Genomic DNA, 11,267 nt, shown 5'->3' with positions numbered 1-11,267 from the left:
TGTACCTTTGCAACTTCTGTTTAGGCAGGCTTGAGCGCGGTGCCAACCGCGTATCAAGCCTGTAAAAGGTGTAAACGATGTCCCCGGTCTAATGTGTAAAGGATGTACCGGTCTCTACAGTGAGGGCAGCAATCGCAAGCCGAACCCAAATCCCGAATCCCCCGCTGAAAAAGCTTTTTGACAGCATCACATTTCAACAGGTTAGAATCGCTGGCACGCAGACTGCATGGTCAGTTTGTGCCCGTCTTTCCGCTTCTGGAGTACTGCCTTTGAATGCGACGACCATCAACAGCCTGTTCTTGATCGGCGCGTTGCTGGTAGGCGCAAGCATTCTTGTCAGCTCCCTGTCTTCCCGTCTCGGCATCCCGATTCTGGTGATCATCCTCGCGGTCGGCATGACTGCCGGGGTCGATGGCGGCGGCATCATTTTCGATAACTACCCGACGGCCTATCTGGTCGGCAACCTCGCGCTGGCGGTGATCCTGCTCGACGGCGGCTTGCGCACCCGGGTGTCCAGTTTCCGCGTGGCCCTATGGCCGGCTTTGTCGCTGGCGACGGTCGGGGTACTCATCACCACCGGCCTCACCGGCATGGCCGCCGCGTGGTTGTTCGATCTCAACCTTATTCAAGGCCTGCTGATCGGCGCAATCGTCGGTTCCACGGATGCCGCGGCGGTGTTCTCGCTGCTTGGCGGCAAGGGCCTGAACGAACGGGTGACCGCCAGCCTGGAAATCGAATCCGGCAGTAACGACCCGATGGCAGTGTTCCTCACCGTGACCCTGATCGACATGCTCGCCAGCGGCCAGACCGGCCTGCACTGGAGCCTGCTGACCCACCTGATCCGCGAGTTCGGCATTGGCGGTGTGATCGGTCTGGGCGGTGGCTGGCTGATGCTGCAACTGGTCAACCGGATCAATCTGGCGGCCGGTCTGTATCCGATTCTGGTGATCGCCGGCGGTCTGGTGGTGTTCGCCCTGACCAACGCCCTGCACGGCAGCGGCTTCCTCGCCGTGTACCTGTGCGGTCTGGTGATCGGCAACCGGCCGGTGCGCAGCCGTCACGGCATTCTGCACATGCTCGACGGCATGGCGTGGCTGGCGCAGATCGGCATGTTCCTGGTGCTGGGGCTGCTGGTCACTCCGCATGATCTGCTGCCGATCGCCTTGCCGGCGCTGGGTCTGGCGCTGTGGATGATTCTGTTCGCGCGGCCGCTGTCGGTGCTGGTCGGGCTGCTGCCGTTCAAGGCCTTCCATGGCCGCGAAAAGGCGTTCATTTCCTGGGTCGGTCTGCGCGGCGCGGTACCGATCATTCTGGCGGTATTCCCGCTGATGGCCGGGCTGCCAAATGCGCAGCTGTACTTCAACCTCGCGTTCTTTATCGTGCTGGTGTCGCTGCTGGTGCAGGGCACGAGCCTGCCGTGGGTGGCCAAGCTGCTCAAGGTGACGGTACCGCCGGAGCCGGCGCCGATTTCGCGGGCAGCGCTCGAAGTCCACGTCACCAGCGAGTGGGAGCTATTCGTCTACAAGCTCGGCGCGGAAAAATGGTGCATCGGTTCACCGCTGCGTGAGCTGAAAATGCCCGAAGGCACGCGTATCGCCGCCCTGTTTCGTGGTCAGCAACTGCTCCATCCGTCGGGTAGTACGGTGCTGGAAGTCGATGATTTACTGTGTGTTATCGGCCATGAACACAACCTTCCGGCCCTCGGAAAACTGTTCAGCCAGGCACCGCAACGCGGCCTCGATCTGCGCTTCTTCGGCGACTTCGTACTCGAAGGAGACGCCCAGCTCAAAGCGGTTGCCGCCCTGTACGGCCTGCCCGCCGAAGGCATCGATCCGGACATGACCCTGGGCCACTTCATTGCCCAGAAAGTCGGCGGTGCACCGATCGTTGGCGACCAGGTGGAATGGAACAACACCCACTGGACGGTTGCGGTCATGGACGGGAACAAGATCGCCAAAGTGGGCGTCAGATTCCCCGAAGGAAGTCGCCCGGGCCCCGGGCTCTTCCTCTAAACTGCGTTCACTCTCACTTGCTTGACCGGTCTCTATGCCTACCCTGCGCTCCTTTTTCCTCGCGGCCCTGCTGGGCCTGAGTCTTACTGTCGGCCCGCTGCAGGCCGCAGAACCGCCGTCCAGCGACGCCGTGCAGGCCAGCCTGGACAAGCTCACCGACAGCAAACTGCCCGAGGCCGACAAGAAGGCCCTGCAAACGGTCCTGCAAAACACGCTGAATCAGCTCAACAACCGGCGTGACTATGAACAGAAGCTGATTGACCTCAAGCAGCAACTGGCCACTGCGCCGAAGCAGACCATCGAGAATTCGCGCGAACTGACCCGCCTCAAGGCCAGCGCCGTGGTGCCGGTGGCGCAGCGCTTCCCGAAGGAAAACATCCAGCAGCTGGAGCAGATGCTCACCGAGCGCTCGACCCAGCAAAGCGATCTGCAAAAGGCCCTGGCCGACGCCAACAGCCTGATCATCACCGCCCAGACCCGCCCCGAGCGTGCCCAGGCCGAGATTTCCAGCAGCCAGACGCGCATCCAGCAGATCAATAACATCCTCAAGACCGGCAAGGACGCCGGCAAAACCGTCAGCGCCGAGCAGCGCGACCTGCTCAACGCCGAGCTGGCCGCCCTGAACGCGCTGATCCCGCTGCGCCGTCAGGAACTGGCCGGCAACAACCAATTGCAGGATCTGGGCAACAGCCAGCATGACCTGCTTTCGGAAAAGTCCGACCGTCTGGACCGCGAGATCCAGGAACTGCAAACCCTGATCAACCAGAAACGTCTGACCCTGTCGCAGGAAACCGTGACGCAGCAGTCGATCGAGGCCCAGAAGTCCGGCAGCAGCGCCCTGCTCGCCACGGAAAGCGCGGCCAACCTCAAGCTCTCCGACTACCTGCTCAAAAGCACCGACCGCCTCAACGAACTGACCCAACAGAACCTGCAGACCAAGCAGCAGCTGGACAGCGTGACCCAGAGCGATTCGGCCCTCGACGAGCAGATCAACGTGCTCAAGGGCAGCCTTCTGCTGTCGAAGATTCTCTATAAACAGAAACAGGCGCTGCCGCGCCTCAAGGTCGACCGCGACCTGGCGGACCAGATCGCCGACATTCGCCTGTACCAGTTCGAAATCAACCAGCAGCGCGAACAGCTGAGCAATCCGGCGACCTACGTCGACAACCTGCTGTCCACCCAGCCGCCGGAGCAAGTCACGCCGCAACTGCGCAAAAGTCTGCTGGAGCTGGCCAACACTCGCGTCGATCTGCTGGAACGGCTGAGTCGCGAGTTGAGCGCGATGCTCAACGAATCGATCACCCTGCAACTGAACCAGAAACAATTGCTGAGCACTGCGCAAAGCCTGCGCGCGACCCTCGACGAGCAGATGTTCTGGATTCCGAGCAACAAGCCGCTGGACACCGAATGGATGCGCGGCGTGCCGGAGCGCCTGAAGCGTCAGATCGACACGTTGCCGCTGGCCTCGAGCTTCAGCGAACTGACCGACGGCCTGACCCAGCGACCGCTGTTGTTCCTGCCGCTGGCACTGCTGATCGGCGCGCTGCTGTGGCGCCGCAAGCAACTGTATTCGCGCCTGAACAAGGTTCACCAGGATATCGGCCACTTCAAGCGTGACAGCCAGTGGCATACGCCACAGGCGATCCTGATCAATATTCTGCTGGCGATGCCAGTCGCGCTGGGCTTGGCCCTGTGCGGGCTGGCGTTGCAGATCGACGCCCGTGGGCAGAACGCCAACATGGGCGCGGCGCTGCTGCAAATGGCCCAGGCGTGGCTGGTGTTCTACACCGCTTACCGGATCCTCGCGCCGGGTGGCGTGGCCGAATTGCACTTCCGCTGGGAAAAGCCGCAGGTCGAATTCCTGCAAGGCTGGGTCCGTCGCCTCGGACTGGTGGTCATGGCATTGGTGGCCGTGGTGGCGGTTGCCGAACTGCAACCGGCGGCGCTGGCCGACGATGTACTGGGCATGCCGGTGGTGCTGACCTGCTACGCCCTGATGGCGTGGCTGCTCAGCCGTCTGCTGATCAGCAGCCCGACCCACGAAAACGCCTCGCTGTTCCGCAAGGCCGTGGGCGTGATGTTCACCCTGCTGCCTATCGCGCTGTTCGTCGCCGTGTGCTTCGGCTACTACTACACCGCGCTGAAGCTCAGCGACCGCTTGATCAACACGTTGTACCTGCTGATGTTCTGGCTGGTGATCGAAGCCACGTTCGTCCGTGGCCTCGCGGTTGCGGCACGCCGTCTGGCCTACCAGCGCGCCCTGGCCAAACGTCAGGCCGCGAAAGAAGCCGGCGACGGCGAAGCAGTGATCGAAGAGCCGACCCTGGACATCGAAAAGGTCAACGAACAGTCTCTGCGCCTGATCCGTCTGGCACTGCTCGGCGGCTTCATCGCCGCGCTGTACTGGGTCTGGGCCGACCTGATCACGGTGTTTTCGTACCTCGACAACATCACCCTCTACGAATACACCAGCGGCACCGGCGCCAATATGAGCATGGTGCCGATCAGCATCGGCGACATGCTCGGCGCGCTGATCATCATCGGCATCACCTTTGCCCTCGCCCGCAACTTGCCGGGCCTGCTTGAAGTGTTCGTACTGTCGAAACTCAATCTGGCCCAGGGCAGTGCGTACGCGACCACGACGCTGTTGTCCTACGTGATCGCCGGGGTCGGTTTCGTCTCGACCCTGTCGACCCTCGGCGTGAGCTGGGACAAGTTGCAATGGCTGGTGGCGGCGCTGTCGGTCGGCCTCGGTTTCGGCATGCAGGAGATTTTCGCGAACTTCATCTCCGGCATCATGATCCTGTTCGAGCGCCCGGTGCGGATCGGCGACACCATCACCATCGGCAACCTGTCGGGCACGGTGAGCAAGATCCGCATCCGCGCCACGACCATCACCGACTTCGACCGCAAGGACATCATTGTCCCGAACAAGACGTTCATTACCGGGCAACTGATCAACTGGTCGCTGACCGACACCATCACCCGGGTGACCCTGAAACTGGGCGTCGATTACGGTTCGGATCTGGATCTGGTCAAGGAACTGCTGCTCAAGGCCGCCCGGGAAAACCCGCGCGTGCTCAAGGAACCCGAGCCGCATGTGTACTTCCTCAATTTCGGCGAAAGCACCCTCGACCACGAACTGCGCATGCATGTGCGCGATCTCGGCGACCGCAACCCGGTACTCGATGAGGTCAACCGCTTCATCAACCGCGAGTTCAAGAAGCAGCACATCAACATTTCGTTCCGCCAGATGGAGGTTTACCTGAAGAACCTCCACGGTCAGGAATACAAGATGGTGCCGATCGAGCCGGAAACCAAAACCATCGTGCCTGTCAGCGACGACCAGAAACCGTTGCAGGAACCGCCGCCGGCCAAACTCGACTAACCCGGCCATTCCCAGCAGAATGCTCGGACATTCTGCTGGAGCCGGCCCTTGAAAGCCCTCGACGAACTGACCTTCGACAACCGCTTCGCCCGCCTGGGCGATGCGTTCTCGGCCCACGTGCTGCCCGAACCGATCGACAATCCGCGACTGGTCGTGGCCAGCCCTGCGGCCCTGGCGCTGCTGGATCTGGACCCGGCAGTGGCCGACACCCAGGAATTTGCCGAACTGTTCGGCGGCCACAAGCTGTGGGCCGACGCCGAGCCGCGGGCGATGGTCTATTCCGGACATCAGTTCGGCGGCTACACCCCGCAATTGGGCGATGGGCGCGGATTGTTGCTGGGCGAGGTCTACAACGCCGCCGGTGAGCACTGGGACCTGCATCTGAAGGGCGCCGGGCAGACGCCGTTCTCGCGCATGGGCGACGGCCGCGCGGTGCTGCGCTCGTCGATCCGCGAGTTTCTCGCTTCCGAAGCGCTGCACGCGCTGAACATCCCGTCTTCACGCGCCGCCTGCGTGATCGGCTCCGACACCCCGGTCTGGCGTGAGAAACAGGAACGCGCCGCGATGGTGCTGCGCCTGGCGCCGAGCCACATCCGTTTCGGCCATTTCGAATATTTCTATTACACCAAACGTCCCGAGCAGCAGAAGCTGCTCGGCGAACACGTGTTGGCGATGCACTACCCCGAATGCCTGGAACAGCCGGAGCCGTATCTGGCGATGTTCCGCGAGATCGTCGAGCGCAACGCCGAACTGATCGCCAAATGGCAGGCCTACGGTTTCTGCCACGGCGTGATGAACACCGACAACATGTCGATCCTCGGCATCACCTTCGACTTCGGCCCGTTCGCCTTCCTCGACGATTTCGATGCGAACTTCATCTGCAACCACTCCGACGACCAGGGCCGCTACTCCTTCAGCAATCAGGTGCCGGTCGGCCAGTGGAATCTCAGCGCCCTGGCCCAGGCCCTGACGCCGTTCATCAGCGTTGAAGCCCTGCGCGAAACCCTCGGTTTGTACCTGCCGCTGTTCCAGGCGCACTACCTCGACCTGATGCGCCGCCGCTTCGGCTTCACCACCGCCGAGGACGACGACCAGCAACTGCTGGAACAACTGCTGCAACTGATGCAGAACAGCGGCGTCGATTACACGCTGTTCTTCCGCCGCCTGGGCGAAGAGTCAGCCGAACAGGCCGTCGCTCGCCTGCGCGATGACTTCGTCGATATCAAGGGTTTCGATGCCTGGGGCGAGCGCTATGTCGCCCGCGTCGCACGCGATGGCGCGACCGATCAGGAACAGCGCCGTGCGCGCATGCATGCGGTGAATCCGCTGTACATCCTGCGCAACTATCTGGCGCAGAAGGCGATTGATGCTGCCGAGCAGGGTGACTATTCCGAAGTGCGCCGATTGCACGCGGTGTTGAGCAATCCATTCGAGGAACAACCTGGAATGGAGAGTTACGCGGAACGGCCGCCGGAGTGGGGCAAGCATTTGGAGATCAGTTGTTCCTCATGAAGCGCACGGTCTCCTGTCTTGGAGCCGTGCACCCTCCCGTCAGGCAACCTGCTAGATGACAGCGCCGGCTGAAAAAGCCGCGCGACATGCTCAGAGTGCAAAGGCCACGACTCTGAACACACTGGTTTCCTTTCAGATAAACACGTCCACAGGTAGCTTGAAGTGCTCGGCCAGCCAGCGGACCTGCCGCAGATTCAACTGGCGCTTTCCACTGAGGATTTCCGAAACAACAGACTGAGTGCCCACACCCGGCAAATCGCTCTGGGTCAAACCATGCTCACGCATCAAATATCCCAAAACTTCAAAACCGGGCGGTTTAGGCGTCGGGTGATGCACGCGATCCCATTCTTCAATCCAGTCACCGATGATATCCACCAGACTCATTAAAGGATGAGACTCATCATCACCCGTCATTTCGAGCAGCTCGTCAAGGGCTTGAACGAGCCTGTCGTAGTCGTCTTCGCTTTTCGGCTTGCGCAACAAGGGCGAAACGAACTCCCAGTGCTCAGCGGCTTTTTTGATCAGAACACTCATGCCTTAGCCTCCTTCCATTTACCGCGGTCATATTCGCGATGATCCAACACATGTCTGATGTACAACTTTTGAGGTCGAAATCTGACATAGGCGATCAACCTGAGCTTGTTACCGCCAATATCGAAAACATGAAAATCACCCACTTTGTCGACAGCTGGAAACAAGGCCTTCAGCGCCGCAAAATCTGGCGATTTGCTCCCTTTCGCCACTTCCAGCCAGTGGTCCAGTGCTGTAGCTGCGTTAGGCCATTTGGCCTTCGCTTCTCGTATTCGTTTTCCGGTGATGACATGCATGCAACATCCTTATCGCATTCTGCTATGGGGAGTTAATCACAGATCAAAATTATCGCAAGTTGCGATACAGCCGAGCAGACCAACGGACTCAGCCGGTTCATCTCAGCCTAGGCTCACAGCCAAACACTGCACGATTGAAAATATGAGCAAACGTCTCCAACTAGGAGTTATCAGCTCTCCACCGGATTCCGATCATGACCGACCCACTCCTCATCCCCTGCCCCTCCTGCAACGGCCTCAACCGCATCCCCGCCGAGCGCCTCAACGATCACCCGAAGTGCGGGCGCTGCAAGTCCGAGGTGCTGTTGAACAAGCCGTTCGAGCTCAAGCAAGGCGATTACGCCAGTCAGATCAAGGGGGATCTGCCGTTGCTGGTGGACGTGTGGGCGGACTGGTGCGGGCCGTGCAAGTCGTTTGCGCCGGTGTTCGAGCAGGCGGCTGCGCAGTTGGCGGGCAAGTGCCGGCTGGCCAAGCTGGACAGCGAGGCCAATCAGCAGTTGTCGGCGCAGCTGGGGATTCGTTCGATTCCGAGCCTGATTCTGTTCCGCAACGGCCGGGAAGTCGCCCGTCAGAGTGGGGCCTTCCCGTTGTCGCAGTTGATGGCCTGGCTGCGCAGCCAGGGCATCTGACAAGGCTTCAGGCGTCTTCGAGCAGGTTATGCAGTTCGACGAACTGTTGCGTCAGCTTGTGCCGTGGGTCGAGGTGGATCAGCGGCGTGTTGGCTTGATGCGATTCGCGCATGCGCACTGAACTGGCGAGGTAGACCGGCAGCACCGGCAGGCCCTCGGCGATCAGTTCGTCGAGGATCTGCTGCGGCAGGCTGGCCCGGGCCTGGAACTGGTTGACCACAATGCCTTCGACTTCCAGGCCTTCGTTGTGGTCTTCCTTCAACTCGTCGATCTCGGCGATCAGACCGTACAGGGCCTGACGCGAGAAGCTGTCGCAGTCAAAGGGAATCAAAACCCGATCGGCGGCAATCAGTGCCGAGACCGCGTAGAAATTCAGCGCCGGTGGCGTATCCAGATAGATCCGGTCGTAATCTTCCGACAACTCGTCGAGCAGCTTTCGCAGCTTGTTGATCTTGTGCTTGGCCTCAAGCTTGGGCTGCAGGTCAGCCAGTTCGGCAGTGGCGGTGATGATGTGCAGGTTGTCGAAGGGCGTTTCGTAGATATCCGCCTGATTCTTTTTCGAGAACGGCCCGGAAGACAGGGTCTGCTTGAAGAAATCGGCAATGCCCATCGGAATGTCATCACCCGTGAGCCCGGTCAGATACTGAGTGGAATTGGCCTGGGCATCGAGGTCGACCAACAGCGTGCGATAACCCTCGCTGGCGCTTACCGCCGCCAGATTGCAGGCAATGCTGGATTTGCCCACGCCACCTTTCTGATTGAACACCACGCGCCGCATGACAAAACCTCCGTGTATCAAAGAATGACCGAGTGTAGTGGTGCCCGGTGCCGGTTCGCTACCTCGATGGGCACGGACTACAGAGTCGGGCGCCAATATCCCAATGAATACGGCGCAAAAACACCCGATGATCGCCGATTCGCCTGACAGACAGACACCCGACAATCTGGATAATGGCCAAGTGATAGCTCTTGCCGCGTACCATTCGGTTCATTTCGTCGTTCAAAATGTAACCAGCATTTGCTACACACTCGTCGCACCGGGATAATGCGCGCCACCCGGCGCCACGCGCCATGCCATTTCAGGCTAAATCAGCTCAGCGGCGACGTTGGCGAAACCGCGTCAACTCAGCCCGCAGGGGCGGGATAAATGTCCGTGATCAACTTCAACATCGCCCAATGGCGCGCCTGGGCTCCCGGGCTCGACAGTGTGGAAGCCTGGCAAGCCTGGAGCCGACAACCGGTCGTGCTCGAAAGCAGCGATGCCGCACCCGATGTTTCGTTTCTGCCGGCCATGCAGCGCCGTCGTCTCAGCCGTCTGGCGCGGATGGCGTTCAGTGTCGGCTGGCCGCTGGCCGACGGTCGGGAAAACCTGCCGCTGGTGTTCGTCTCCCGGCACGGCGAAACCCCGCGCACCTTTGAAATCCTCAGCGATCTGGCCAACGAACAGCCGCTGTCGCCGACCCAGTTCAGCCTGTCGGTGCACAACGCGATCATCGGCCTGTGGTCGATCATGCGCGACGAGACCAGCGAAATGACCGCGCTCGCTGCGGCTGGCGACGGCCTCGAACACGGCATGCTCGAAGCGGCCACGTTGCTGAACGAAGGCGCCCCGGCGGTGCTGCTGGTGATCACCGAGGAACAGCCGCCCGAAGCCTATTCGACGTGGATCGACGACGTACCGTTTCCCTACGCGGTCGGGCTGTTGCTCACCCCCGGTACCGACTGGCGGCTGACCCTGAACAGCGCCCCCGAAGCACGGTCAAAAACGCAGTGGCCCCACGCACTGAATCTGCTGCGAACCCTGCTCGGTCAGCAACCCCATTGCCAACATGCCTGGAAGACTCGTCTATGGACCTGGCAACGCAACCCGTGATCGGAAAAAACCGCGACGCCTATTACTGGCGTCTGCTGGCCACTGCCACCAGCTTCGCCCTGTTCGGGCTCGGTGGTCTGTGCCTGCGCCTGCTGGTATTTCCATTGCTCGGTTGTCTGCCAGGCGATGCCATTACGCATCGCGAACGGGCACGCCAGACCGTCAGCCGGCTGTTCTGGTTTTTTGTCCGGTTCATGGCCCGTACCGGCGTGCTGACCTATGACATTCAGGGCGCCGAACGCCTCGGCCGTCCGGGGCAGATGATTATCGCCAACCACCCTTCACTGATCGACGTAGTGTTTCTCATCGGTCTGGTGCGCGGTGCCAACTGCGTGGTGAAGAAAAGCCTGTGGGAAAACCCCTTCACTCGCGGCCCGCTGCGCAGCACCGAATACATCAGCAACGACGGCAGCATGGACATGCTCGACGCCGCCGCCGGTGCCTTGCAGAGCGGGCAGACCCTGATCATTTTTCCCGAAGGCACCCGCACCCAGCCAGGTCAGGCGCCAGCCTTTCATCGGGGCGCGGCGGCCATCGCGCTGCGCGGTGCGAAAATCCTCACCCCGGTGGTCATCAAGGTCAGTCCGACCACCCTGACCAAGGCCGAGCCCTGGTATCGCATTCCGAGTCGCCGCGTGCACTTCAGTTTTCACGTCGGGGCCGATATAGACCCACAGACTTTCGCCGCGCAGGGGCCAGCGCCCCAGGCTTCGCGCAAGCTCAACGACTATTTGCACCAATTCTTTATCAAGGAGCTCGCCGAAGATGAGCGATCTAAACCGTGACATCAAAGAGCTGATCATCGACGCCCTGGGCCTCGAAGACATCAGCGCAGAGGACATCGGCGACGACCAGACGCTGTTCGGCGAAGGCCTGGGCCTGGATTCCGTCGACGCCCTGGAGCTCGGCCTGGCGATCCAGAAAAAGTACGGCATCAAGATCGACGCCGACGCCAAGGACACCCGTAACCATTTCTCCAACGTGGCGAGCCTTGCGGCGTTCGTCACGGCAAAACAGGCAGCTTGA

At 60.9% G+C, this 11,267-nt stretch carries 10 protein-coding genes; 7 read left to right on the top strand and 3 right to left on the bottom strand.

The features are described 5' to 3' along the window. The first annotated feature begins 269 nt into the window (after positions 1–269). From EIY71_RS26140 to selO, 3 genes are read left to right on the top strand one after another with little or no spacing between them, the layout of a single operon-like run. Complete coding sequence (locus tag EIY71_RS26140; protein WP_085667701.1) at positions 270–2,012, top strand: potassium/proton antiporter; 1,743 nt, start codon at positions 270–272, stop codon at positions 2,010–2,012. Positions 2,013–2,046: 34 nt separating this feature from the next. Further along, positions 2,047–5,400 (top strand): mechanosensitive channel MscK, encoded by a 3,354-nt coding sequence (gene mscK / locus EIY71_RS26135; RefSeq protein ID WP_085746445.1) that lies wholly within the window; start codon positions 2,047–2,049, stop codon positions 5,398–5,400. Between the two features lie 48 nt (positions 5,401–5,448). Further along, positions 5,449–6,912, top strand: a complete 1,464-nt coding sequence (selO, locus tag EIY71_RS26130; RefSeq protein WP_064382865.1) for a protein adenylyltransferase SelO — start codon at positions 5,449–5,451, stop codon at positions 6,910–6,912. Between the two features lie 132 nt (positions 6,913–7,044). On the opposite strand, the gene EIY71_RS26125 is transcribed toward selO, so the two are convergent. Both EIY71_RS26125 and EIY71_RS26120 read right to left on the bottom strand, forming a co-directional pair. Continuing rightward, a complete protein-coding gene (locus EIY71_RS26125) occupies positions 7,045–7,446 on the bottom strand; it encodes a type II toxin-antitoxin system HigA family antitoxin (RefSeq protein WP_039766491.1) in 402 nt (133 codons plus the stop codon). Then, on the bottom strand, positions 7,443–7,739 hold the full coding sequence (locus EIY71_RS26120; RefSeq protein ID WP_102718314.1) for a type II toxin-antitoxin system HigB family toxin: 297 nt from the start codon (positions 7,737–7,739) through the stop codon (positions 7,443–7,445). Before EIY71_RS26120 ends, EIY71_RS26125 begins: the two co-directional genes overlap by 4 nt. Before the next feature lie 194 nt (positions 7,740–7,933). Here EIY71_RS26120 and trxC point away from each other — a divergent pair, with 194 nt between their 5' ends. Beyond that, the gene (trxC, locus tag EIY71_RS26115; protein WP_134023656.1) at positions 7,934–8,368 is read left to right on the top strand and encodes a thioredoxin TrxC; all 435 of its coding nucleotides are present in this window, start codon (positions 7,934–7,936) and stop codon (positions 8,366–8,368) included. A 7-nt stretch (positions 8,369–8,375) separates the two neighbouring features. Here trxC and EIY71_RS26110 read toward each other — a convergent pair whose 3' ends face one another. Then, the gene (locus EIY71_RS26110) at positions 8,376–9,146 is read right to left on the bottom strand and encodes a ParA family protein (protein ID WP_007952339.1); all 771 of its coding nucleotides are present in this window, start codon (positions 9,144–9,146) and stop codon (positions 8,376–8,378) included. 369 nt (positions 9,147–9,515) lie between these two features. Between EIY71_RS26110 and EIY71_RS26105 the strand changes: the two genes are divergently transcribed. The 3 genes from EIY71_RS26105 to EIY71_RS26095 are packed head-to-tail and all read left to right on the top strand — an operon-like array spanning position 9,516 to position 11,267. Beyond that, positions 9,516–10,241 carry a beta-ketoacyl synthase chain length factor gene (locus tag EIY71_RS26105; protein ID WP_134023654.1) on the top strand — a complete coding sequence of 242 codons (726 nt, stop codon included), beginning with the start codon at positions 9,516–9,518 and terminating at the stop codon, positions 10,239–10,241. Beyond that, positions 10,217–11,026: a 1-acyl-sn-glycerol-3-phosphate acyltransferase gene (locus EIY71_RS26100; protein ID WP_085746441.1), complete on the top strand. Its 810-nt coding sequence runs from the start codon at positions 10,217–10,219 to the stop codon at positions 11,024–11,026. The genes EIY71_RS26105 and EIY71_RS26100 overlap by 25 nt, the downstream gene beginning before the upstream one ends. After that, positions 11,007–11,267: a phosphopantetheine-binding protein gene (locus EIY71_RS26095; protein ID WP_007952344.1), complete on the top strand. Its 261-nt coding sequence runs from the start codon at positions 11,007–11,009 to the stop codon at positions 11,265–11,267. The genes EIY71_RS26100 and EIY71_RS26095 overlap by 20 nt, the downstream gene beginning before the upstream one ends.

Source organism: Pseudomonas sp. CH235, assembly GCF_004368175.1.
In the GTDB taxonomy this organism is placed as follows: domain Bacteria; phylum Pseudomonadota; class Gammaproteobacteria; order Pseudomonadales; family Pseudomonadaceae; genus Aquipseudomonas; species Aquipseudomonas paraglycinae.
The sequence above is the reverse complement of the archived record's forward strand: the minus strand, read 5'-3'. Positions and strand labels throughout refer to the sequence as shown.

Bases quoted from the DNA above. Each gene is read 5' to 3' on its own strand.
- mscK (WP_085746445.1), top strand. From the start codon at position 2,047: ATGCCTACCCTGCGCTCCTTTTTCCTCGCGGCCCTGCTGGGCCTGAGT.
- EIY71_RS26125 (WP_039766491.1), bottom strand. From the start codon at position 7,446: ATGAGTGTTCTGATCAAAAAAGCCGCTGAGCACTGGGAGTTCGTTTCG.
- EIY71_RS26120 (WP_102718314.1), bottom strand. From the start codon at position 7,739: ATGCATGTCATCACCGGAAAACGAATACGAGAAGCGAAGGCCAAATGG.
- trxC (WP_134023656.1), top strand. From the start codon at position 7,934: ATGACCGACCCACTCCTCATCCCCTGCCCCTCCTGCAACGGCCTCAAC.
- EIY71_RS26110 (WP_007952339.1), bottom strand. From the start codon at position 9,146: ATGCGGCGCGTGGTGTTCAATCAGAAAGGTGGCGTGGGCAAATCCAGC.
- EIY71_RS26105 (WP_134023654.1), top strand. From the start codon at position 9,516: ATGTCCGTGATCAACTTCAACATCGCCCAATGGCGCGCCTGGGCTCCC.
- EIY71_RS26100 (WP_085746441.1), top strand. From the start codon at position 10,217: ATGGACCTGGCAACGCAACCCGTGATCGGAAAAAACCGCGACGCCTAT.
- EIY71_RS26095 (WP_007952344.1), top strand. From the start codon at position 11,007: ATGAGCGATCTAAACCGTGACATCAAAGAGCTGATCATCGACGCCCTG.